Origin of the sequence: Kosmotoga sp. DU53, assembly GCF_001639905.1 — a bacterium.
In the GTDB taxonomy this organism is placed as follows: Bacteria; Thermotogota; Thermotogae; order Petrotogales; family Kosmotogaceae; genus Kosmotoga; species Kosmotoga olearia.
In genome coordinates this window covers 1-24,260 of sequence record NZ_JGCK01000006.1, presented here as the reverse complement: position 1 = coordinate 24,260, position 24,260 = coordinate 1, and the positions used below count along the sequence as shown (strand labels likewise).

Genomic DNA, 24,260 nt, shown 5'->3' with positions numbered 1-24,260 from the left:
GAAGCTATGCTTCGCTGGTGCTTTTTAACCACTATTGGTTCGAATTCACCTTTTCGATCCCTGGGAATTGAAAGCTCTATTTTGCCATATGAGGTATTCACTGTTTTTTTCGAATAACCGTTTCGGGAGTTATCCGTTTCTTTGTTCCTATAGTCATGCTTGGAATAGCCCAGTTCTTCTTCAAGTTCCGTTTCCAGCATCTCTTTAATGATGTCTCCAAATAATTCTTTTACAAGATTTTCCGCGTCTTCTGTTGTCTTTAATTTCCTCTCTCGTACCAATCTCTTCATTGCTTCTTTGTCAAAGTTTCCCACTGTTCTCCCTCCTTAGCTTTTTGTTATTTTCTCATATTTCGGAGGGAGTTTACACAAAATTGCTAACAGACCCGAGGCGAAATATCTGGAATAAGGATGAACAAATGGAGAAGCTCTCAATCCCGGTTGGTCAGTAGGCTACTGCCGAACAAGTATTTCCAGAAGATAGGGCTGTATGATATGAAGCTTTCGCATGTACCACTGTCGGAGAATCCGATACTCAATCCATGAGCCGTGTACGTTGGCCCGTACGCACGGTTCTGTGAGAGGACGGGGGGCAATGCCCCTCTCCTACTCGATCCTGACTACGTCAGGGGTGAGCACTCCTTAGGGTAGCGAATCGACACGAACCGCAAGCGGTTGACACGAACTCCTTCGGAGTTGTCCCGAACCACTTCGCGGTTGAAAAAGGCTGTCATTCTTGAAATCTTTAATCCAGAATCTGGTTTTGTTCTATGAATGAGACCAAACAACAGGGGGACTGTAACATAGTGGACTGTCCCCCTGTTGTTAAAAGCCTCCCTTATCGGGAGGCTTTTTTATTGGATTTACTGATTATTCAGCAGGCAGTACGTAACTTTTATCCCATACGAAGATTTTGTAGCCGTAATGCTGTCCGAGAACACCCGTGATTGTGTATGTAGCACCCTCAGTGAGATCAGCTGGCATGGGAGAGAACTTGACAACTGGAACGGTTACTCCGCCGTTATTAAAAAGATAGTTATCGTAAGTATCTGTTCCATCGTATGTAGCGGTAAGCTGAACAAGTTTACCAAATAAGCCAACTGTTAGCCCTTCACCAGCTGGAAGTACGTAAGGATCAGGAAGTGCTACATTTTTTTCGATTAGGGTTGCCGTTCCGCCGGGGGTATCTGTATCCAGTCTGTACTCACCGTATTTAGAAAAGTATGGTGAACCCACTACTGAAATTTTATCTCCCGGATTGAAGTCTCTGAAGTCTATTACGCTACTATCGGATCTCAACATTATCCCGTTGTTTTCTGCATCTACTATGTAAGCATAGTACGAATAGGCATAGGTTACAATTCCTTCTGTTTCAACAAGGAACTCACTGACATCTGTCGCTTCGTTGGTGTCGATCCATTCGATTATCTCCGGGATGGTCATTTTCTGAACGTCACCAAAATTGAACCATCCTGGACAACCCGTTAACGCGAGAATAAGTACAGCAATAGACAGAACTAACAGTACTTTCTTCATACCCACACCTCCTAATTAATTTATTAACTGGAGCTCAAAGGGAGCCCTCAAAGGTATTTAGGGTTAATAATTTTGTGATTTACTCACTCTTCTATTGGTTTGATTTCAAAAGGTGCCCTTAACAGTATTTTTGGTTTTCCGGAATCGTCTTTCCATATCTCACCGTAAACCTTTACTTCCTTGCCCAGATACTGATAGAAATTGGGATTACCACCAAAGAATAGATCCGCTTCTTCATCGCGAATTTCTACTATAGCATCAGAACAGCCAAACTCATATTTGTAGGCATAGGTAACAGTAAACTTCAACCAGATGATTTTTCCAAGGTAATCATCAAGGTTGTTTTTTACAACTGAAGCTTCAACAGTTGGTGCTGGATCGTCTGAATCGGGATCATACTTCGAGAAGATCCCCCGCCTGTTCTCATATGCTTCAATGTAGGCTTCTTTGAAATCCTGAGAATGTTCTGATGTGCTCGTGTAGGTTAAAGGTCTTGCAAGACCGTTTCTTATGATCTCCACGTTTATCATTCTGTCGTCTTGAGTATAGACGTATCCCAACCGCCTATCGTAGTAGTCGAATCCTCTCCATTCAATATGGACCCATCCTTTAGACTCAGATATAAGATCTCTGTTGAATTCCATTGCTTCAATTCCGAATTCTCCAACCGGCTTTGTGCTTCATGGGTCTCTGGAGTGTCTATGCCTATATACCTAACACTGACTTCACTACCGTTATAAAGGATTTTAATTGTGTCTCCATCGAGTATTTCTGTTACATAATACAAGGAAGAAGAAGGCTGTTCTTCGATACACGAGGTGAGGAACAGCGCAGATATTGAAACTAAAATTACTAACGATACATACAGCCATGATTGCTTTATCACAGATCTGTGGGAACTCATATTTCACCTTTCCTTTCTCGACGTATTACTGTATATCAGCCTGGGATCTTGGAATGATCTCCCATTCTCCTTTGAACAACGAAACGATACCGATAACGGTGATCTTCTGGCCGAAGGAGATATCCTCGAAGGATACGTTTGTTCCTTTCTTTGCGTAAACCTTTATTACGCCAGAATCGTCTTTGACCATTATGGAGTATTTCTGGACTTCCATGACTGTACCTGTGATCTTTACCAGCGCTGATTCGTATTTTCCGGAGAATACATCAAGAGCTCTAACAGGGATAATGGGTATCTTTTTACCAGAAGCTATTTTTTCCATCAGAATTCGTGACGATTTCGAGAACACCATAATATTCTTTGATGTAACCGGTTATGATGACTTCATCGCCAGCTTTCAGACCAGCAGCATTTCTTCCCCAGACCATGTAACCGCCTGTTTCATCTACGACGTAAGTAACGTTGTTACCCATTACGCCGGTATCAACGGCAACGATTCCTCTGATAGTTACGGTGTCTCCCACTTTAGCTGTCTTCTTGATTTCAGCTATCTTCGGCAGTTTCTTTGTGCTCTTTATCAGGGCTTTGAATGATTTTTCAAGGTCAATGGAGAAATAGTTCGAGTACGAAAGCTCCAGTCTCTGGATACCGTCCATTCCACCATCAACATCACCGTTGGAAACAAGCAGTTCCAGATCGTTCAACTTGAACTTTGTTCCATAGTTGTATCCAGTAGGATTCACATCAAAGAAGAAACCAACAGAGATATCAGAAGTAAAGTAATAATCAACAAAAGTATTTAACACCCATTCAGAATACTTGTTAGGATCTGAGTAATCGTATTTGATACCCCAGGAGCCCTGATTTGCGTACTGTATTCCAGCAGAAATCTTGTTCCAATCAGCAAGAGCTCCGATGAGATAAGTTGGTGGAGCACTGAAAGGAGATGAACCGTAAACAGCAACAGCGCCGAAAATTTCGCTGGAAACTGGGCCGAGTTTTACTTTCAGGCTTCCATCAACAGAAAGGTCATAAGTTGTGCCTTTAACCATTCCGTAGAAAGCAAGAGCAGAAGATTTGGTTTTATAGGATATCATTCCTCCATATTGATGTTCAGAATTGTAACTGTCATAGTTGTACCTTCCAAGGAACGTGAAATTACCGTAATCGTATTTTGCTTCTACACCGTAATTGTAATCGTAGAATCCGCCTACCCTGAGGAAGTTTATCTTTCTGGTGTTGTAATACTTCGAGCGGAAATTACCGATCTTGACACTCAAATCATTACCGTAATAGTAGCCGTAATAAAGCCTTGGTTTCATCAGACTGATTGGCCCGAGATTAAGCGTATCGTGGCTGAGGGCAAGATAATCTTCTAACCTTATCCCTATCCCCTTTATAGGTTCAAAGGTGAAGTAAGCTATCGGAAAGATAGAACTATTACCTGTCTCCAAATCGATGGTGTAAAAAGTCAAAGTATCCAATGTTACCCTCGATAAAGAAACCGTAGATACAACCATTACCATTACCAATGCAAGAATCAAAGCTTTTCTCACACAATCACCTCCGATGGAACAATTGTTTTTGGAATAAAATGATAGCATATCATTTATGTTAGAGCAAAACACCGGGGCAAGTTTTGCCCCGGTGTTTTATATGTGTAATCACATACAGAACGGTTTATCCGGGAATAATGAACCAAAAACGAGAGAAACGACGGACATGAGCTTTATCAAAATATCCATCGAAGGGCCAACAGTGTCCTTTAGAGGATCACCGACGGTATCCCCAACAACCGCAGCGGAGTGAACATCCGTTCCTTTTCCACCGAAATGCCCGGATTCAATGTATTTTTTAGCGTTATCCCATGCACCACCTGAATTTGCTGTGAATAACGCGATCATAATTGCGCTTCCAAGACCTCCAAGAAGCAATCCGGCAACCGCTGCCTTACCAAAGAGGAACCCGACAACAAAAGGTGTCGCGATTGCGATTATACCGGGCAGCAGCATTCTGCTGACCGCACCCTTTGTGGTGATTTCTATACATCTCTTATAATCAGGTGTTTCTTCGCCTGTCAGAATCCCTTTATGTTCTCTGAACTGTCGCCTGATTTCGGTTATCATGAGATCTGCTGTATCGGCGACACCACGGATCAACAGTGAGGTGAAGAAGAAAGGCAACATTGCACCTATGATCGAACCAATGATTGTGTAGGGGGAAACAAGATTAATTACAGGATTGTTTACGATTTCCTCCGCAGAATGTGCGGCACTCCATATATAAGAAACTATGAGCGCAAGAGCCGCGAAAGCTGCTGAACCGATCGCGAATCCTTTACCGATTGCAGCGGTTGTATTTCCGACAGAATCAAGTCTATCCGTTATCTCACGAACCTTTGGATCAAGTTCAGCCATCTGGGCGATTCCACCGGCGTTGTCGGCAACAGGGCCATAGCTATCAACGCTGACAATGTACCCAACGAATGAAAGCATTCCAAGGGCCGCTATTGCTATTCCATAGACACCCGCTGACCAGTAGGCACCGAGAATGGCGATAGCCAGGACAATTACTGGCCAGAACGTGCTTCCCATACCTAGCGCCAATCCAGAGGTTATGTTTATTGCAACACCGCTTTTTGTTTTTTCGGCGAGATCCTGTGTAGGTTTGTAGTCGTAGGAGGTGTAGTACTCACTTAATTTGCTTATTATCAACCCGGCGATCAGACCGCTGGCGATTGCTAAGAACAATCTCCATCTGGAAACGAATTCAGGGTTGAGAATAAAGGTATCTTTGAATGCGTAATCTGGTGCGGCGATTCCGATCACGATAGCGGTTGATGCGAGGACAAGAATACCGGTGAATACGTTACCAAAACCGAGGGCTTTTCTGGCATCCTTCGCCTTCATGTTTGCCACAACCAGCACTCCAACGAGTGAAGAAAGGACACCAACGCCGGCGATGAGGATTGGAAGCAGGATCAATCCGTAATATTGTTCAGGGCTCATCCCGTATTGGACCTGCCCATTGATCATTTGTTTGTCTGCGAGTTTCATGAAGATGGCAAGCACGATGGCAGAAACAACAGAAGCGACATAGGATTCGAGAATATCCGCACCGAGCCCGGCCACGTCTCCAACGTTGTCTCCGACGTTGTCGGCAATAGTAGCGGGGTTTCTCGGGTCGTCTTCGGGGATTCCCGCTTCCACCTTTCCGACAAGGTCAGCACTCATGTCGGCCGCCTTTGTGTACATACCGCCTCCGACCCTGTCGAACAGGGCAATGAGACTCGCACCAAGAGAGTAAGAGCTTACTATCATAACCGGATCAAGGAAAGATATTTTTCCGAAGGCTTGCGATATTTCTGTGATGTTGTTGTAGAGGAAAGAATCCTTGAAAACAAGCATTATTATGCTCAAACCGGTAAGGGAGAATCCCGCAACAGAGAGCCCCATGACGGAACCACCGGAAAAGGCTACCTTAAAGGCTTCAGATAATCCTTTTGTAGCTCCCTGGGTAACCCTGGCATTTGCTCTCGTCGCGGCGTACATCCCCATTACGCCGGCAAGTTCCGATACAAGGGCACCGAAAAGAAGAGCGATTGGGTATTTGAACGACTGAAAGATTATACCCAGAGCCGCTGCTATTAAGACGGCCACCAGGAATATCTTGCGTGCTTCCTCAGAGAGAAAGGCAGATGCACCTTCTTGAACGTAACCGGATAATTTTTGCATAGTCTTGTTACCGGGTGAAAATTTCAAAGTACGGGCAAGCATGATAAATGCAAAGATGGTCGAAAGAACACCCGCAGTTAGTGGGAGATACAGAGCATTCATTTTTTCCCCTCCTTCATAGGAATCAAGAGAAATATGGTATTAAATATTCCACCCAACGTCCCATCTTTCAGCCACATCCTCCGGGATCTTTGTAAGAAAGTCATGTCCGCTCCTGAAGACGTAGGAGTTTCCGATCATTGGGCGCGACCTGCCGGTTCTCTGGCGTATGAGGTAAAGATAATCCCGGGCCCTTGTGACAGCCACATAGAAGATTCGCTCCTCCTCATCGAGGTTTCCTTCCATTATTGCAAGAGCATGCGGGAAATCTCCCGGATTCATGGCGAGAATGAAAACAACATCCCACTCAAGCCCTTTTGCCTGATGAACGGTGCTTAACACGATTTTCTCTTCTCTGTCAACTATTTCTCTTTCTATATCAACCTTTTCGCTGACGGCGAGATCTTCGAGGAATTCTCCTATACTATCGTAACGATCTGCAACTTCTATAAGCCTTTCGATATCCATACGCCTTTCTTTGGCGTCAGAAAAATGCTCGTCCATATATTCACCATAAAAGCCTTTATAAATAGTTGAAATCACTTCTTCCGGGCTTTGCTCACTGTTGAGCTCTTCTAAAAGTGAAATCAATCTTTCTATCCGTACCCGGGGAGTTGCGAATGGCCTGAGAGCGGAAATAACCTCGTTGTCGTTTCCTAAAGACTCTCTAATAGCATTTATGATCTGGGTTGCTCTACGTATACCAACGCCGGGGAAAAGCCTCAATACCCTTCCCCAGGATAATTGATCGTATGGATTCTGAAGGATCTTAAGGAAAGCGAGGATGTCTTTAACGTGAGCGGTTTCAACGAACTTTGGGCCTGAGAAAACTATGTAAGGGACTCTTCTCCTGTCTAATTCAAGTTGTAGTTCCATGGAATGGAAATGAGATCTGTACAGCACAGCTATCCTGTTTGGTTGAATGCCGTCTTCAATATGCTCATTGATTTTTTGAGCCACGAAGGAAGCTTCTTCAAGATTGTCCCAGGTTTCCACGATCACTGGAACCGGGCCTGAAGGCCGAACAGCTTTCAATTGTTTTTCAAGGGAGCTTTTTGGGACAAGATGATTTACCAGCCTGACGATCTCCGGTGTTGAACGATAATTGGTTTGAATCTTGAACACGGAGGTTTGGTCACGGTTCAGGAAGTCGTACACGTTTTCGAACCTTGCGCCACGGAAAGAGTATATCGATTGGGCGTCATCCCCGACGACTATGAGATTGCCGTGTACACCCGCAAGCATCTCAACGAGTTTGTACTGTACGAGATTGGTGTCCTGGAATTCATCTACCAGAATCCATTGGAATCTTGAAGATTCACGAATTAAGATTTCTGGGTTATTCTCAAACAATTCAACGGCTTTTATCAAAAGGTCATCGTAATCAAGGGTGTTGTGTTCTAACTTCAGTTGAGTGTAGCTTTTCCATATCTCCTCGAGCTCATCCCGAACCGCGAAGAACTTACGGTTGTGCTTTGCTATTGATTCGTCAAGTGAAACCATGCAGTTTACGGAATAGGAGAAGATACTCTGGATAACTCCCGGGCTTGGAAGCTTGAGGGAACCATCATTTCCACGCTGTTCCATCAATTGGGCTTTGCAGTGTTTTATTAAATCCTTGGAGTCTTCTCTGTCGAGGATTGTAAAATCAGATGAGATACCTAAGTGGGTGGCATATTTCCGAAGAAAATGATTGCAAACGTGATGAAAAGTTCCCGCAAGCATTCCCCGAAGGTCAGAACCGCTGACTCTTCTTGCTCTTTCTATCATTTCTCTGGAAGCAGCCCTTGTAAACGTGACCAGAAGGATATTTTGAGGATTCACCCCTGAAGAGACAAGGTAAGCGATCTTGAACGTGATGACCCTGGTTTTACCGGAGCCAGGTCCTGCAACGATAAGCGTTCTCCCTTTAGAATTGAGAACGGCGTTTAATTGTTCGTTGTCAAGAGATTCCTGGATAAAGTTTGGTATACCATGTGGTTTAAGATTATAGCGCTTCATAGCTTCCTCCTCTTCAAAATTTTATCACAATCCGGAGCTAACTGTTTTACGCGATTTCTGTTATTATTTTCTCTGGAGGGATAAAATGGATGAAATTTCAACGAAACACCGGGTAATCTTACGTTCAATATTTATGATAATCGGTGTTATTCTATTTGGTACCTTTGGTTATGGAGTGATCGAGGATTGGTCATTCCTCGATTCTTTCTTTATGACAGTAATAACCATATCTACCGTAGGGTACGGTACTCCAGGAGACCTTTCAGAAGCTGGAAAAATATTTACCAGCTTTTTGATACTCTCCAGTGTAACGGTCGTTGTTTACGGATTCTCGAATATCACGGCTTTTGTTGTTGAGGGAAGGGTTAATGAATTTCTCAGGAGGCGAAGGATCTTGAAAGCGATAGAAAAGCTCACAGGGCATTGCATAGTTATCGGGGCTGGAACGGTCGGACTTACCGTCGCGAAGGAGCTAGCGAGAAAAGGGAAAAAGGTTGTTATCGTGGATCGGGATGAGCAACTGATATCTCATCTGCTAGATGAAGAAAAGAAAAATCTTTACTACGTTCTTGGAGATGCCAAAAATGAAGAGGTCCTGATTCAAGCGGGCGTGACAAGGGCTGGAGGATTGGTAACAACGCTGGATAGCGATGCGGAAAGCGTTTTTGTTATTCTAACCGCGAAAAGTCTCAATCCAAACCTGAACGTAATCGCTAGATCGAATGAGCATGAGAGCATTAAAAAACTGCAATACGCGGGCGCAAACAATGTGGTACCCATTACAGAGATTGGTGCACACAGGATCGTGAATATGCTAATGAACCCTGTAATTGTAGGGTTCCTCGATTCCATTACCCGCTCAGGCGATCTAGAACTGCGTTTTGAACAAATTGTCGTTCCGGAAGAAGGATTCCCGGTTGATGGCTTGACCCTTGGTGAAATGGAGATTCCCAAAAAAGTTGGTTTGATCGTTATAGCGATTAACAATGGCGAGAAAAATATCTTCAATCCCAGTGCCGGAACGAGAATCTACCCCGGCTATACCCTCATGGTTCTTGGGGAGGAAGAAAAAATAGAAAAGTTCAACAAACTGCTTAGCGAAGGCGCCTTCACCAACCAGAATAAGCGATAGGATTCAGATACTGAAAGAAACCTTATTCTGTTAAAAATAAGGAAATAAAAAAACTTCGTGCTTCGGATTGCATATCTGCATTTTTTTCAATCGCCACAATTGACATGTAATATATAAAGGTGTATCATAATACCGACTGGTCGGTATTATAAAGGAGGTTGAAAGAATGTCCATGTTCACGATACTTTTTGTAAACTTCATATCAGCGGTTGGCATAACGATTGTGGCACCTATTCTTGGAATAGCAGGACAGATATTTGAGGTCGATCAGGGCTACGCTATGTGGTTGATGACGGGTTTTATGATGGCGTACGCCTCTTTCATGCCAATGATCGGAAGAATGAGTGATAATTTTGGGAGAAAAAAGGTTTTCATAGCTTCGGCATCGATTTTTTCTTTTGGTCTTCTCCTGAGCTTCTTATCTAATGACTTCAATATCGTTATTCTTGGGAGGATGATCCAGGGTTTCGGTGCCGGTGGGATTCTGCCGGTGGCGAATGCCATGGCTGTTGAGCTTTACCAGGATTCTAAAGGTAAAGCCCTCGCGCTCGTTAATGCTACTTACGGGCTTGGTGTTGTTGTCGGAGTAAACCTCGGAGGTATTATCTATGATCATCTTGGCTGGAAGTGGATGTTCATAGTTCCTTTCATCCTGACGCTGATCGTTATTCCGATAGCTGTTTCTTTCTTGAAGGAGACATTAAAGTTTAAAAAGCATGAGGCTATAGATTACATTGGAAGTATTTTATTTGCGGCTGCCATAATTTCTTTTATGTTCATGATGAAGTACCTTGCGGTGAATTCCTTCTTTTCACCTGAAGTTTTAGTACCGATGATTGCCATGGTTATATCGTTTATTCTCTTTGTCACTAGAGAACTAAAGGTAGAAAATCCGGTAATAGATATGAGAGATTTCAAGAATCCATCCTTCTTGATTTATAGCCTGATTGCTTTCTTCTTTGGTTTTTCTATGTTCCTTTTTGTTACTTTCTTGCCTTCGTTTACCCAGACAATGCTTGGATACGGAGTCTCGGAATCTGTTTACGCTATTGATCCCTTCGCAATAGCGATGATTTTCTTCGTCATGCTCGGAGGGATCTTAATAAAAAGATTTGGAGCAAGGAAATCAATGGTTATAGGTGCACTTCTTTTTGCGAGCTTCTCCTATCTTTTCGTAAAAATGGTAGATGATGGGCCTTCATTCTACATCTACTCTATACTCCTCGCATCGGGACTCGGAATTTCAATGACGCCGATGAATTACGTGATCATGGAAGAAGGTGGAAAAGAAAAACAGGGTGTCTCTGCGGGAATAGCAAGTGTTATGAGGAGCCTTGGAGGAATCGTTGGACCTACAATAGCCGGGATAATAATAGCAAATGTCGATTTTAGCTCTATCTTTGTCATGGACAATCTTATAAAGGCTTATATGAAGATCTTCAGCATATCGTTTTATTCAACGCTGATACAGGTGGCCTTGAGTATTTTGGGATTGTTTGCGTTTAGAAAAATATTGATAAAAGGAGGTATCCGCAATGAGAAAATTTAAGATGGTCACGGGGCTTTTTTTGGTAATGGTGATAGTGGCGAGTGCCGTGTTTTCGGTTTCACTCAACGATGTATTGGTAACATCAGAAAATATGAAGACAATTAAGTGTGTTGTGAACGCTACAAAGTTCTCAAAGAGAAGTAAGAGCCAGGTCGAATTCCTGTTCTATTTCAATCGGGATGGCCAGAAACTGAGGATAGAATATACGGCACCGAGAAACATGAAAGGCAGCATTGTAGCGATCGACGGTGAGTACTTCTACAATTATATTTCCAGTTTAAAAAGGACTATGAAAAAGGAACTCAGTGGGGATTTTGATAAGAACAAAGCTCCTGGAAGGGATATGGGAATATTCTTTGATTTTGTTTATGGTGACCTTGACAGAGTTTTCAGCAACATGCAGCACGAATATATCGGCGAGGAAACCTTGAAGATAAACAAGAAAGAAGTTAATACTTACCATTATGTATTTCAGAAAGCAGATGAAAAGCAGGAAGTGTGGTTTGATTCTGAAACGCTGGCTCCGGTGAAGATTGTTATATACCAGGATGGGAAGAAAGTGTACGAAATATTCGTCTTTGATATTCAGATCAATATCACACTTGAAGATTCGCTATTCAGATTGTGAGGCGGTAATATGAGAAAAATGCTGGTATTATTTATTTTGGTCATGTCAGTTCTTGCGTTTTCGTTGGATTATAGCCCTGTGCTGGCGGGGCTGTCGGCGGTTGGTTCATCTGCTGGCGCTTATATCGGTGAGAATTTAGCGGTGCCAGCTCTCATCATAATGAATAAGATGGGGTTCGTTTCAGATGATATATTCTCTCCCTTCTCAACCGTCATGGCGGATGCCATAGAAACAGGTGCTGTTGTTGGAACGGTGATTGGTGGAGTGATGGCAAAGCACGTGTACCTTGCATTCAATGGAGATTTTCAGGTTGAAAACCTGATCGTTGATTCTGTGATATCCTCTGTTGTGGCGTATGTAGCCCATGAAGTAGTAAAATCGTTTTGTGATGACAGTCTCATAAGTGATATATTTGTCGTTCCAGGTATTTACGGATTGGTTCTTGGAGGAGTGTGGTAAGTGCAAATAAAGAAGGAAGATAAGAAAGACAGAATCCTCAAAAGCGCAGAGAAACTCTTTGCCGAGAAAGGATATGCTAATGTTTCAATAAGCGAGATTGCTAAAGACGCGAAGGTTGGTAAAGGGACAATATACGTTTATTTTTCATCGAAGGAAAAGATTTTTGGTGCCGTTGCTCACAGGATCTTCGAAGAATTCGTGGATGGCGCCAGATACGCACTTGAGATGTCCAAAAACCTTAAGGAATTCCTCGAATTGCTTGCCGAAAAGCTGTCAAAAGATGTAGAAAACAGGAGCAAAATATTGGCGATGTTCCATCGAGAAAGACTAAAGGACAGGAGCAAATATCGGGAGATAACCTCGGAGTATAGAAAGGTCTTTATGGCGGCATACGAAAGATACAGGGACGAATTCAAAATCCCCTTTGATGAAATGTTTGCCTTCATGAGAGGAATATTCATGAGCGCATATACCATGGCGGACAACATAACAGAAGAATCGATAAAGATTTTTTTGAAAAAGATCCTGCTGTGTTTTTTTGATGTCCAGAAGGATATGGATTGCGGATCAGGCGCGTCTTGACACCCATAACCGTTAATGCTAAACTATTTTTGTGCGCCGGGGTGGCGGAATTGGCAGACGCGCATGACTCAGGATCATGTGGGCATTACGCCTGTGCGGGTTCAAGTCCCGCCTCCGGCACCAAAAAAGGGGAGCTTTGCTCCCCCTTTTTTTATTTGTTTATTTATTGAAACTTTAAAACCCTTTAAGTCCTTGCGATTTTAACAAGAAATCCCTTGCATCCGCGAATTCTTTCCCGAAATAACGGTCTTCCACGTGTTCTTCAAGGATATTTGAGAGTTCTTTGAAAAACCCTTCAATCGCCTTTCCGGATTTCTTTGGTTTCCTGAAAGAAAGAGCCCTGTAGGCGAGGACGGTTTCAATTGCCAGGATATTGCTCCAGTTTTTTAGGATTTTCCAGAGCTTTCGCGCTCCCCAGGCACCCATGCTAACATGATCTTCCTGAAATCCAGATGTGGGGATGGTATCGGCCGACGCGGGATGCGCGAGGGTTTTGTTCTCAGAAGCCAGCGCTGCCGCAGTGTATTGCCAGATCATGTAGCCGGAGTTCAGACCTTCTTTGCCCCGGGTAAGGAAAGCGGGAAAATTGTTGAGTTTTGGGTTTACGAGCCTGTCGACGCGCCTTTCCATCATGTTGGCCATATCGGTAAGGGCAATGGACAGAAAATCGAGTACCAGCGCTATCGGTTCGCCATGAAAGTTTCCTCCAGAGATCACGTCACCGTTATCAAAAATCAGAGGATTATCTGTTGCGGAATTTATTTCTCTTGTAATTACGGATTTAACGTATTGAAGGGTGTCGTAAAAAGCGCCGTAAACCTGCGGGATGGTTCTCAATGTATACGCGTCCTGTACTTTATCACAGTGAAGGTGAGATCTCCTTATCTCGCTTCCTTCAAGATATTCTCTCAGTTTTTTTGCAACATATTTTTGGCCGGGATGGGGTCGCGCTTCCTGAATCCTTGGATCAAAAGGGGAGGTGCTTCCCATCAGGGCGTCCACCGACATAGCGGCTACAAGGATAGCTTTATCGAACATCTTTTCGGCTATATACACGCTGCATGCGCCTATTCCAGCCATGAAGGCTGTCCCATTGAGCAAGCTCAATCCTTCTTTGGTTTTCAGTGTTAGAGGCTTAAGACCTTCAGCTTGAATGGCTTCCAGAGCTTTTTCTTTTCTTCCGTTGTAGAAAACCTCTCCATCTCCGATCAAAGCTAGCGCTATGTGCGCTAATGGTGCGAGATCCCCGCTTGCCCCCACAGATCCTTGTTCCGGCACAATTGGTACTATGCCTTTATTCAGGAAATTGACAAGCTGTTGAACGACCTCCGGCCTTACAGCAGAGTAACCTTTACAGAGAGAGTTAGCTCGAACGAGCATGATAGCCCTTACAAGCTCGGTTTTGAGAGGTTCTCCCACACCAGCCGCGTGAGATCTGACTATGTTTACCTGAAGTTTTTCGAGATCGTCGTCCGATATTCGCTTGTCTGCGAGAATTCCGAACCCAGTGTTAATGCCGTAAATGACATCTTTATTGTGCATTTCCTCGAGAAAAAGTCGCTTTTTTTTCAATTCGTCAAGAGTTGATTCCGCTATCCTGACTTCTTCACCATGAAAGGCAACGGAGTAGACTTGCTCGACTGTTAGGTCGTTACCATGGATAATTACCAAGTCTGACACCTCCAGTGATATGCTATCTACTCCATTCTAAACCAGGTATACGGACTTTTTTCTCCACCGTTGTCAGGATTTTCGTGAAAGCAAGAACGACAATAAGGTAAATTAAAGCAACAACCAGATAAACCTCAAAAAATTGAAAGTTTCTGCTGGCTATAAACTTAGCTTTAGCCATCAGCTCTGGCGCACCAACGATGTAAGCTAATGAAGTATATTTCAAAAGGTAGATGAACTCGTTGGTCCACGCGGGTATTACCCGTCTTAGGGCCTGAGGTAGAATTATATTGAAGATTGCCTGCCATTTTGTCATGCCCAGAGATCGCGCGGCGAGCATTTGAGTATGTTGGATCGAATTTATGGTACTTCTCAAATATTCCGCCTGGTACGCGCCGCTGTTTATGGAGAATCCTATGAGGGCAGCTGTCAAGGGTGTCAAGGAAACACCGTAAGGCGGAAGGCCATAATAAAGAATGAAGAGTTGAACCAGCAATGGCGTACCCCGAATGACTTCGATGATTACCGTGGCAATCCCCTTTAATAAAGCATTGCCATAAACCCTGGCCAGAGCGAGGAGTATTCCTATTAAAAAACCCGCTACAACGGAGATAAGGGTCATTTCGAGAGTGACACCGAGACCCCTTAAAAATTCAGGCCAGAACTTTATTATTATATCTATGACTCTTTCAATCATCCGCCACCATCCCCGTAGAGCTCCGTTAATTTAAACAGGAATTGCCTCGTTCGTTCGTGTTTAGGATTGCTGAACAATTCTTCTGGTGGGCCCTGTTCCACGATGACCCCGTTTTCCATGAAGATAATCTCATCTGAAACCGTTCTGGCGAATCCCATTTCATGGGTAACTACGAGCATCGTCATACCGCTGCTCGCAAGGTCTTTCATAACGGCAAGGACTTCACCTATGAGTTCGGGATCGAGAGCGGAGGTTGGTTCGTCGAAAAGAATGATGTCAGGGTCCATGGCAAGCGCTCTGGCTATTCCCACTCTCTGCTTCTGTCCGCCCGAGAGTTGGGCCGGATAGAAATTTGCAGATTTTTCCAGTCCAACGCGCCGTAACTCTTCAAGTGCACGCTCCCTGGCTCTATCATTCGGTATTTTTTTAACCTTGGTCAGACCGATCATCACATTTTGCAATGCTGTTAGATGGTTGAATAACCCAAAATCCTGGAAAACGAACCCTATTCTTTGCCTTATTTTGTTCAGATCCTTTGCGCCTGTAATTTCCATATCTTTTAACCATATCTTTCCTGAATCCGGTGTGACAAGCATGTTGATACACGCGAGCAAGGTGCTCTTTCCGGTGCCGCTTGGCCCGATGATGACCTTGGTTTCTCCTTCGTTCACGGAGAAAGTAATGTCTTTCAAAACCTCGTTATCACCAAAGCTCTTTTTGAGATTCTCAATCCGTAATAATGGTTTGTTTGTAGTTCTACCGCTCATCTTATCTGCTCCTTAACTGCGAAGCCCGGGATAGCGAGTTTTTTCTCCACAGCACCCAGACCCCGGTTGATTCCTAAAGTTATCACAAGATAGATGACAGCAACACTCAGGTATATGAGCATCGGTTCGTATTTTGTTGAAATGATATAGCCCCCCTGCCTCAAAAGCTCTGTAACACCGAGCGCGTAGGCCAGAGAAGAATCTTTGAGAACAATCGTGAATTCGTTTGTCCATCCGGGTAGTGCGATACGGAGGGCTTGTGGCAGAACAACATGATTGAAGCCCTGAAGACGCGACATACCGAGAGATCGAGCTGCACGCATCTGTGTTTCACTCACCGATTGAATGGCTCCTCTGAAAATCTGTGATTGATACGCTGCGCTTCTTAAACCGAGGCCTAGAATACAGGCCGTAAAGGGTGAAAACCTCACATTTATTTTTGGAAAGCCATAGAAGATCAGGAACAGGATTACGAGCAGGGGAATACTTCTAAACAGTCGTTCGTACACAACGATGATTCCTTTTGCAATTCTTCCACCGTAAACCTGGCCGAAAGAAAAGGGGAGGGCTAAAATCAGCCCTAACCCCAGAGACCAGAAGGTCAATTTCAGTGTCATCCATGTGCCGTTCAGAAGAGCCGGTAAAGCCTCGATAATGATGTTTATCTTTTCGATAGCTCTCTACCGCCTTTCGTAATCACTTGAAGTATTTTTCAACGATTTCTCCAAGTTTTCCGTTTTCCTTCAAACGTTGAATTCCTTCGTTTATCAGATTTAGAAGCTCCTTGTTTCCTTCTCTTACGGCTATACCGTATTCTTCACCGGTAACGATTATACCAACTATTTTCACCGGCCTTGTTTCAGCAAACCTCTCTGCAACCGGTGAATCCAGAACGATTGCGTCCACGTTGCCGTTGATAAGGTCGGTGAGTGCAAGAACAAAGGTATCGTATCTCTTGAACTTTCCAGTGAGGATCTTTGTCTTTACAAGATTCTCTTCAACCCACAGGTCACCGGTTGTACCGGTCTGAACACCAATATCATGCTTCCCAAAGAGAACGGTAACTGTGTAGTCAGAATCTTCCTTAACTATAATGCTCTGGTCAGCCGTCCAATAAGGTTTGGAAAAATCGACAACCGCTTCACGTTCCGCAGTGATGGTCATTCCCGCGATAACGATGTCAAGGTTTCCGGAAACGAGAGCAGCGATAAGGGAATCGAAGCTCATATCAACAATCTTGATATTGAATCCCATTTCGTCAGCTATCGCTCTTATCAGGTCCATGTCGAACCCTTTGAACTCACCGTTTTCCACGTACTCGAACGGCGGAAAATCAGCACTCGTTCCTACAACGTAAGTTTTTCCAAAAGCAAATGCAGCCAGGGCAACAAGCAAGATAACCAAACTCAGTTTCCTCATAATCTCACCCCTCCAATCAATGGATATAAAAGGCTGTTCTAAAAGAGTTTAAAGCTCCAGCCTATCGCAAAAGAGAATTCATCGTTCGAAAAGCTAAAGGAACCTCCACCTGGGTAATAGATTTTTTCTTCATTATCGTCGTCGCTGATCTTCAAATAACGCTCTTCAAAAATAGAGGAAAATTCGAATGGATAGCCTGCAATGGAAAACCAAAAATTTCCGAAATAAGCAGTGAAATAAATTCCGGGACAGTAATCGTTAATCCTGTGAATCAAAAGGACTTCAGTTTGTGTGGGATCAAATAATGTTCCGTCTATTGTCATGTAGTAAGAATAATCTGCTAAGCGCCAGGCCAGTTGTTTGGTGATGTTTATAAACAGGGTTCTGATACCGATCCCGGCTTCAAAGAATCCTTTTCTCCAGCCTATCCTGAATTCGTTTCGTCCGGCACCCAGGATCCCGAGAGTGTCAAACCAGACACTTATCTGAAGATCATAAGAATCTATACCAAATTCTAAAGCGGAGGATTTGTTTGCTTTCAGGCTTAATTCTGGTTCAATAACGTTAGAAAACTGGTAACTGCGACCCTGATCGTCAGCAAAAACGAGATCTTCGGTAAGACCATAGAAGTGAATCGAATAAGGTGATTCAAAACTCAGAATTCCCAGCTTGTAAGAACCAAATGAAATTATTGAAAGAGACAAAAGCACAAAAACCAGTATTCGTTTCATCGCTTTTTCCTCCCCTGATTGATTTTGTATAGTCTACATTATTATGATTTCGACTTACGCACCTTGAGTTTACAAAAAAAGTAAAACGTAGAATTCAATAGGATCCCCGGTTTAAATTGCTCTCCTGACGGTTCATGGGCAATGATTAGATTTGACTCTTTCCAAAGAATCTTTCAAACCTTTTTGCTGAAAATTTGTTAACTTGTTTGTGGATATTTCCTGTATCTTGTCTGGGGTAGAAGGCGGTACAGTCTATTTTGTGGTAGCGTAAACTTTCATCCAGCACAGGCTTATTATATTGTGGGAGGTTTCATTGAATTAAGGTTCTCATAGTCATTATACTATTCGAAACCTTTGAAACAAAGAAGAGTGTTAGAATCGATCGGGTGATGCTTGTGAAAATAGGTGTGGCATTGAGCGGCGGAGTCGATAGCGCGGTAGCTGCTGCGATTTTAAAGGCAGAGGGACATGATGTTGTCGGATATCACATGAAGAACCTTCCGGATGCGTTATTTGAACTTGTCCCTGAAAAGAAGAAGGTTTGCTGCAGTCCTTCAGATACTATCGACACGCACAAAATAGCGGCCAAGCTCGGGATTGAACTGAGGATAGTAAAATTGAATGATATTTTCAGGAAAGAAATTATCGATTATTTCATAAGAGAATATCAAGCAGGAAAGACACCGAATCCCTGTGTTCGTTGTAATGATCTGATGAAATTTGGTGCTCTCATGGAGAAAGCCTTCGGCGACGGAATGGAAAAATTTGCCAGCGGGCACTATGCGAGAATTGTTGAGCATCCGAAGTACGGATTAAGTCTTGCTCGTGGAGTTGCAAAATATAAGGACCAGGCTTATTTTCTTTCAAGGATAAAGAGAAGAAAACTTCCGTATATAATCTTCCCCAATGGTAATATGACCAAGGAAGAGATAAGGGAAATAGCAAGAGAATTAGGGCTTCCGGTTCACTCAAAAAAGGAAAGCCAGGAACTCTGCTTCATACCGGATAACGATTACAGGCGGTTCCTTCTTGAAGAAGGGATTGAGATTAAACCCGGTGAGATAGTCGATCTGGAAGGGAACGTTCTCGGTAGACACAAAGGGTTGGCTTTTTACACTGTTGGCCAGCGTCGCGGGCTTGGAATAGTTTCTGATAAAAAACTTTATGTTGTAGCTCTTGATGCGGATAAAAACCGTGTTGTAGTCGGCCCAAAAGAAGCGGTGATGAGAAAAAAATTCAGAGCAATTGAACCGAACTGGTTGGCTGATCTAGATGAAAAAGAGCTTCGGTGTCAGTGTCAGATAAGAAGCAACATGAAGGCTCAGGGCGCAACAATAAGAATCTTCAGTAATATAGTGGAAGTCGAGTTTGACAAACCGGCGCTGGCTATAACACCCGGGCAATTGGCGGTATTTTACGATGGCGACATCGTTCTGGGAAGTGCCTTCATTGAAAACGTCGTTAGTTGAAATCGTATCTATGCTGTGATAGAATTTCACCTGAACAGGGGATAGTTCAGTCGGTAGAACGCTGGTTTCGGGAACCAGAGGTCCGGGGTTCAAGTCCCCGTCCCCTGACCAGGGATCCCTGAGACGGATCATCATCGAACCGTTTCAGGGTTGTTTTTTTTTTTGATGGTAAAAATGAGAGTTGATAGAGAGGTTTGAAAGAAGAGAACCAAAATATTAAAATTTGTACTACCATAGCATTACTTAGGGGGAAATAACTGTGGGTGAAAAGAAATCGATAGGACTTTGGTCTGCTGTGTCAATAGGTGTTGGTGGTATGGTGGGGGCAGGAATATTTTCGATATTGGGTACTGCTTGCCAGATAGGAGGCAATGCTGTATATCTTTCTTTTGTTATCGCGGGGATCGTAGCACTTTTTAGTACGTATTCTTATGCCAAATTGGGAGCAAAATATCCATCTGCTGGTGGACCTGTTGAGTTTCTGGTCAGGAGTTTTGGTAGTGGGATTTTAAGCGGAGGGTTCAACATTCTGCTGTGGATTGGCTATATTCTGGCACTCTCCCTTTATGCACGAGCGTTTGCAGCATATGCGTTGACTTTTTTTCCAGATGCTCCCTCAATGCTACTGAATATATTTGTGACAGGTATTATTCTTTTATTCGTCTTTGTTAATTTTATTGGGTCGAAGGCTGTGGGTAGATCGGAATTATTTATTGTTACAATAAAGGTGGGAATACTCGTATTATTTGCCATTGCTGGGTTTTTCTTTATAAAACCAGAACTATTATCTCCCTCTAGATTTCCACCAGTTAATAATATACTTTTTGCAGCAGCGATTGTTTTCCTTGCGTATGAAGGGTTCGGTTTGATTACAAATGCTGCAGAAGACATGAAAGACCCTGCTAAAACTCTTCCTCGAGCTCTCTACTTGAGTGTTTTTATTGTTATTATGATCTATGTTGGTGTGTCATTGGCAGTGATAGGAAATTTGCCATTGTCTGAGATTGTGGGAGCAAAGGATTATGCCCTGGCCGAAGCGGCTAAACCTTTTCTTGGCTCAATAGGGTTCACGATAATTGCTATTGCTGCTTTATTTTCAACTGCGTCAGCTATCAATGCGACCCTTTATGGCGGAGCAAACGTTAGTTACATAATTGCTAAAGAAGGCGAATTACCTAAGTATTTCGAAAAAAAAGTTTGGGGAAGAGGAATAGAGGGCTTGTTTATAACAGCCGGACTTGTTATAGTATTTGCTAATTTATTTGACCTCAGCAAAATTGCTATGGTAGGCAGCGCATCATTCCTTTTAGTTTATGCAGCCGTTAATATCGGACACTTGAGATTACGAAAGGAAACTCATGGCAATCTAATCCTGATATGGCTCGCTATCATAGGAAATCTTGTTTCATTCTCGATATTAGTTCGTTATTTACTGAGTCATTCTCTGTTGACATTGGTATTTTTGATGATTATCCTGTTTTTTAGTTTTACTGGTGAGTGGTTATACAGAAAGTGTACTAAAAGAGAGATTAAGGTTAGGAAAAATGTATGATATAGTTTCTTTGGAGAATGCTTCATGTCGTTTGCAAATATAAAAATAGGACGGGAATTGGAGTGAAAATTAGCAAAAAAGAAATTGAAAAACGCAAAGAATTCGATACGAACAAGCTAATACTTCGCGATTATTTAGCTATTAGCAGATCAAAACTTGCTAATGAAAGAACGCTGCTTGCTTACGTACGAACAGGATTCATGTTCTTCGTTTCTGGATTATCTCTCATAAAACTTTTTCCAACGGAAACAATTTGGGTTTTCCTTGGTTATAGTTTGATTCCAATGTCGGTATTTACGATCATTTTGGGAATTATTCGTTTCAGACAGACAGAAAGAGACATCACTAAATCATATAAAATGAAAAAAGTTTATGAAGAGGATAGGAAAAGTTTTGGAAATTGAGATGCAAAGTACATGATAAGCACTTTCCTTCTAGGATCAATTCTGCTGTATCTCTATGCTTTCAAAGGCTACATCTGTCTTATGCCATTTTCTAATTCCTACCCGTCCGCTGGGGAATCTATCGTCTGTAAAGTTAAGAACCTCAATACCGTTAAAGGTCATGGTGAAGTGATTCCCTTTTGCGGTAATAGTTATATAGTGCTTTTCGGGTCTTACCGGCAGGGTCCAACCATCATCGATATTTCTGAACCATGTTATTGCTATGGGCGATCTTTCCCTACCGTCATATACAGGTCTTACTAAAAACGCACCGGAACCGTATCCGGGATCAACCTGAAAAGCATAAGCTGTTATGTTATCAGCTTCACCTGTCGCCCTTATGTATATTGCATAACCATTACCCTCAGAATACGTTGCAACAACGTTCACGATGTAATCTGTCCAGGTTTCATCTCCGGGAAGAATTGCTCTTGCTTCGCCCCATTTTGATGGCATAAGTCCCTGTTCAGTTGCAACCCAGTCCCTTCCATAAACCGACACCAACGTGCTGATATCAAAATCTTCGTCAAAGGTGTAAGAGCCGTAAGACATGGACGCAGGATTACCCTGCTCATCCAGCAGGAAGATATAACATGCAGTCATACCATCAAAATCACTTTTGCCGCCAGCAATGAAAGTAAAATCACCCGAAGGAGCCGTTCCGCTAACGTTCAGGAGTTTTTCATGAAGCGTAGTTATATCTACGTCTTCGGAAGTGAATACGACAAATTCATAGTAACCGTCACTTTCCCTCCATGCTACACCGTAATTCTCCGTATCAATATTTTCTCCCAGTTCATTTATAGTGGAGGGAATTTCATTGTCTATGTAAATTTTGTTTGTTACTGATTGAGAAAGAATCCTGAAATTGTAAGCTACCTTTGTAGCCCTCGCAGCTCTTACCGCATTTATTGCTACGGTGGTCATTACAGAAGCAACAGCGGCTATTACTGCAAGAACTATCAGTAACTCGATTAGTGAAAAACCTTTTTTTATTCTTTGCATATTGGCCACCCCTTTTTAAATATTTTTCACGCAGATTAATGCAAAATTATGCCAATGCAACATCCAACCGTTAACAAAGATGGTTTCTAGGGGGGCAGTAAACAAAAAGCCTCCCACATGGGAGGCTTTTTTGTTACTTGAATTGATCAATAGACTACAAAGCTGAATTCGTAGAATACTGTTCCACCAGTTGTGCTGTTAAGACCACCACTCAGGAAAGTGTAACCACTGGTACCTGGATCGGAAGATACCGCATCCTTCAGGATTCCCTGGACAGTGTTGAAGTCGACATCTTCTGTTGTGAATACTACGACTGTGTAATCTCCGGCGGACTCTGTATAAGCAACACCGTACTTGGCTGTGTCGATGTCTCTTCCAAGGTCGCTGATGGATGATGGAGCTGCGCCATCAACATATGCCTTGTTCTCAAAGGAGCTGGCGAGTGTCTTCAGGTTCTGTGCAACCTTCGTAGCCTGTGCCTTCTTGATAGCGTTCAAAGCAACCGGTGTGATTGTAGCGATTAACGCAGCGATAACCGCCAAAACGATCAAAAGTTCAACGAGTGAAAATCCTCTTTTTCTCATTTAATACCCCTCCTCTAAAAATTGGAATTTTTGCCTCGACTACCTATATACAAAACCGTGCCAACTGAAAAAACGAGAATCCGAGAATCGAGAGTCCGAGAGAGCCAGCAAAGCTGGCCGAAGTGCTGAGCTAGTGCTCAGGAGGCTCACGACGTTGAGGCTTGCGACGCTGATAAAAAGCCGAGAGTGCGAGAATCCAAGAACCGAGAGTCCGAGAAAAAACAAGACGCTTGCGAGGCTGTCAGCTGGTGGAGCGACGCTCGAAGACGAGGCTTGCGACGCTGATAAAAAGCCGAGAGTGCGAGAATCCAAGAACCGAGAGTCCGAGAGAGCCAGCAAAGCTGGCCAAAGTGCTGGACTACGTCCAGGAGGCTTGCAACGCTGTCAGCTGATGGAGTGACGGTAAAACCCGTTGACGGTTGTTCGAAAGTAGGGAAAGTGGGGACTGTTCTGCTTCATTTTCCTGTAATCAGTAAACTGTAGTCACTACCATTTTATTGCGGAAATATATTTCCGCAATCTTGAAGTAAATTTCTGCAATAGAGGTGAAATCGTATGTTCACCCTATCCAATCTCCAACATCCAATCTCGCTCTTTAGCTTTTACTACCTCCGCAAGCGTCCTGCTCTTTCAACCACGAAGTGGTTCGGGACAACTCCGAAGGAGTGCACACCCCTGATGTAGTCAGGCTTACCCCCAGCGTAGCAGGGCTTACCCACGCGCAGCGTGCTCACCAGCCGCACAGCGGCCCTCTCGATTCTCGGACTCTCTGACTCTAAGTTCTAGAGTCTAACTAGTCATCCTTAACTTGATTCAGGATCCCGTACTTAAGAAAACAAGATTCTGGATAGAACATTTCCAGAATGACAGTTTTTCAACCGCTTGCGGTTCGAGACAACCACGAAGTGGTTCGGAACAACTCCGAAGGAGTTCGTTACAATCCCGAAGGGATTCGTACCTAAAGCGTAGCAGGGCTTACCCACGCGCAGCGTGCTCACCAGCCGCACAGCGGCCCTCTCGGTTCTCGGACTCTCGGATTCTCGGATTCTCGGATTTCATCAGCGTCCGCAAGCCTCAACCTCGTGAGCGTCGCTCCATCAACTGACGGTCTGACCCCCAATAATGAGACACGGGTTAACGAGATCAAGCTTTAACAGACTGAATCATGGAAATGCTACAGTGTTTCTTAAAGGCTTGTGGTGTCATGTATTTCAAAGAACCATGTGGTCTGAGATTATGATAGAAATCCATGTACACCTGGTATTTCCGGTAAACGTCTTCCGCTCTCTCAAACACATT

At 43.4% G+C, this 24,260-nt stretch carries 22 protein-coding genes, 2 tRNA genes and 2 pseudogenes; 10 read left to right on the top strand and 16 right to left on the bottom strand.

Features of this window, described 5'->3' with window-relative positions; translation table 11 throughout:
• The 7 genes and pseudogenes from DU53_RS00540 to DU53_RS00510 all read right to left on the bottom strand — a co-directional run.
• Positions 1–314 (bottom strand): transposase (locus tag DU53_RS00540; protein ID WP_201029966.1); only part of this gene is annotated, 314 nt, incomplete at its 3' end.
• Between the two features lie 555 nt (positions 315–869).
• Complete coding sequence (locus tag DU53_RS00535) at positions 870–1,535, bottom strand: hypothetical protein (protein ID WP_063726948.1); 666 nt, start codon at positions 1,533–1,535, stop codon at positions 870–872.
• Between the two features lie 83 nt (positions 1,536–1,618).
• Positions 1,619–2,197 (bottom strand): annotated as a pseudogene (locus DU53_RS00530) (thermonuclease family protein); the annotation flags it as partial.
• A 267-nt stretch (positions 2,198–2,464) separates the two neighbouring features.
• Entirely contained in the window at positions 2,465–2,761 is a 297-nt protein-coding gene (locus tag DU53_RS00525; RefSeq protein ID WP_063726944.1) for a hypothetical protein, read from the bottom strand.
• Positions 2,739–3,995, bottom strand: a complete 1,257-nt coding sequence (locus tag DU53_RS00520; RefSeq protein WP_063726942.1) for a hypothetical protein — start codon at positions 3,993–3,995, stop codon at positions 2,739–2,741. Before DU53_RS00520 ends, DU53_RS00525 begins: the two co-directional genes overlap by 23 nt.
• 108 nt (positions 3,996–4,103) lie before the next feature.
• Complete coding sequence (locus DU53_RS00515) at positions 4,104–6,275, bottom strand: sodium-translocating pyrophosphatase (RefSeq protein WP_063726940.1); 2,172 nt, start codon at positions 6,273–6,275, stop codon at positions 4,104–4,106.
• A 39-nt stretch (positions 6,276–6,314) separates the two neighbouring features.
• Positions 6,315–8,273, bottom strand: coding sequence for an ATP-dependent helicase (locus DU53_RS00510; RefSeq protein ID WP_063726939.1), 1,959 nt, complete (start codon positions 8,271–8,273; stop codon positions 6,315–6,317).
• A gap of 85 nt (positions 8,274–8,358) precedes the next feature.
• Between DU53_RS00510 and DU53_RS00505 the strand changes: the two genes are divergently transcribed.
• The 6 genes from DU53_RS00505 to DU53_RS00480 all read left to right on the top strand — a co-directional run bounded on the left by DU53_RS00505 (position 8,359) and on the right by DU53_RS00480 (position 12,746).
• A complete protein-coding gene (locus DU53_RS00505; RefSeq protein ID WP_063726937.1) occupies positions 8,359–9,405 on the top strand; it encodes a TrkA family potassium uptake protein in 1,047 nt (348 codons plus the stop codon).
• A 166-nt stretch (positions 9,406–9,571) separates the two neighbouring features.
• Positions 9,572–10,954: an MFS transporter gene (locus DU53_RS00500; protein WP_063726936.1), complete on the top strand. Its 1,383-nt coding sequence runs from the start codon at positions 9,572–9,574 to the stop codon at positions 10,952–10,954.
• Positions 10,941–11,582: a hypothetical protein gene (locus DU53_RS00495; RefSeq protein ID WP_063726934.1), complete on the top strand. Its 642-nt coding sequence runs from the start codon at positions 10,941–10,943 to the stop codon at positions 11,580–11,582. The genes DU53_RS00500 and DU53_RS00495 overlap by 14 nt, the downstream gene beginning before the upstream one ends.
• Before the next feature lie 9 nt (positions 11,583–11,591).
• Entirely contained in the window at positions 11,592–12,041 is a 450-nt protein-coding gene (locus DU53_RS00490) for a hypothetical protein (protein WP_063726933.1), read from the top strand.
• On the top strand, positions 12,042–12,623 hold the full coding sequence (locus DU53_RS00485; protein WP_063726931.1) for a TetR/AcrR family transcriptional regulator: 582 nt from the start codon (positions 12,042–12,044) through the stop codon (positions 12,621–12,623).
• 35 nt (positions 12,624–12,658) lie between these two features.
• Positions 12,659–12,746, top strand: a tRNA-Leu gene (locus DU53_RS00480).
• A gap of 51 nt (positions 12,747–12,797) precedes the next feature.
• On the opposite strand, the gene hutH is transcribed toward DU53_RS00480, so the two are convergent.
• From hutH to DU53_RS00450, 6 genes are read right to left on the bottom strand one after another with little or no spacing between them, the layout of a single operon-like run.
• A complete protein-coding gene (gene hutH / locus DU53_RS00475) occupies positions 12,798–14,294 on the bottom strand; it encodes a histidine ammonia-lyase (protein ID WP_063726929.1) in 1,497 nt (498 codons plus the stop codon).
• Between the two features lie 22 nt (positions 14,295–14,316).
• Positions 14,317–14,991 carry an amino acid ABC transporter permease gene (locus DU53_RS00470; RefSeq protein ID WP_063726928.1) on the bottom strand — a complete coding sequence of 225 codons (675 nt, stop codon included), beginning with the start codon at positions 14,989–14,991 and terminating at the stop codon, positions 14,317–14,319.
• Positions 14,988–15,758 carry an amino acid ABC transporter ATP-binding protein gene (locus tag DU53_RS00465; RefSeq protein ID WP_063726926.1) on the bottom strand — a complete coding sequence of 257 codons (771 nt, stop codon included), beginning with the start codon at positions 15,756–15,758 and terminating at the stop codon, positions 14,988–14,990. The genes DU53_RS00470 and DU53_RS00465 overlap by 4 nt, the downstream gene beginning before the upstream one ends.
• Positions 15,755–16,432 carry an amino acid ABC transporter permease gene (locus tag DU53_RS00460; RefSeq protein ID WP_082853717.1) on the bottom strand — a complete coding sequence of 226 codons (678 nt, stop codon included), beginning with the start codon at positions 16,430–16,432 and terminating at the stop codon, positions 15,755–15,757. The genes DU53_RS00465 and DU53_RS00460 overlap by 4 nt, the downstream gene beginning before the upstream one ends.
• Before the next feature lie 22 nt (positions 16,433–16,454).
• Positions 16,455–17,177: a basic amino acid ABC transporter substrate-binding protein gene (locus DU53_RS00455; RefSeq protein WP_012744637.1), complete on the bottom strand. Its 723-nt coding sequence runs from the start codon at positions 17,175–17,177 to the stop codon at positions 16,455–16,457.
• A gap of 38 nt (positions 17,178–17,215) precedes the next feature.
• The gene (locus DU53_RS00450; protein ID WP_063726922.1) at positions 17,216–17,908 is read right to left on the bottom strand and encodes a hypothetical protein; all 693 of its coding nucleotides are present in this window, start codon (positions 17,906–17,908) and stop codon (positions 17,216–17,218) included.
• Positions 17,909–18,297: 389 nt separating this feature from the next.
• Here DU53_RS00450 and mnmA point away from each other — a divergent pair, with 389 nt between their 5' ends.
• From mnmA to DU53_RS00430, 4 genes are all read left to right on the top strand, one after another.
• Positions 18,298–19,377, top strand: a complete 1,080-nt coding sequence (mnmA, locus tag DU53_RS00445) for a tRNA 2-thiouridine(34) synthase MnmA (RefSeq protein ID WP_082853716.1) — start codon at positions 18,298–18,300, stop codon at positions 19,375–19,377.
• A 35-nt stretch (positions 19,378–19,412) separates the two neighbouring features.
• A tRNA-Pro gene (locus DU53_RS00440) sits at positions 19,413–19,488 on the top strand.
• Positions 19,489–19,636: 148 nt separating this feature from the next.
• Positions 19,637–20,929 carry an APC family permease gene (locus DU53_RS00435; protein WP_082853715.1) on the top strand — a complete coding sequence of 431 codons (1,293 nt, stop codon included), beginning with the start codon at positions 19,637–19,639 and terminating at the stop codon, positions 20,927–20,929.
• 62 nt (positions 20,930–20,991) lie between these two features.
• Entirely contained in the window at positions 20,992–21,333 is a 342-nt protein-coding gene (locus DU53_RS00430; protein WP_161484725.1) for a DUF202 domain-containing protein, read from the top strand.
• 36 nt (positions 21,334–21,369) lie between these two features.
• Here DU53_RS00430 and DU53_RS00425 read toward each other — a convergent pair whose 3' ends face one another.
• The 3 genes and pseudogenes from DU53_RS00425 to DU53_RS12075 all read right to left on the bottom strand — a co-directional run.
• Positions 21,370–22,377: a family 16 glycoside hydrolase gene (locus DU53_RS00425; protein ID WP_063726917.1), complete on the bottom strand. Its 1,008-nt coding sequence runs from the start codon at positions 22,375–22,377 to the stop codon at positions 21,370–21,372.
• A gap of 146 nt (positions 22,378–22,523) precedes the next feature.
• A complete protein-coding gene (locus tag DU53_RS00420; RefSeq protein WP_063726914.1) occupies positions 22,524–22,961 on the bottom strand; it encodes a type II secretion system protein in 438 nt (145 codons plus the stop codon).
• 1,143 nt (positions 22,962–24,104) lie between these two features.
• Positions 24,105–24,260: pseudogene (locus DU53_RS12075) on the bottom strand (IS3 family transposase); the annotation flags it as partial.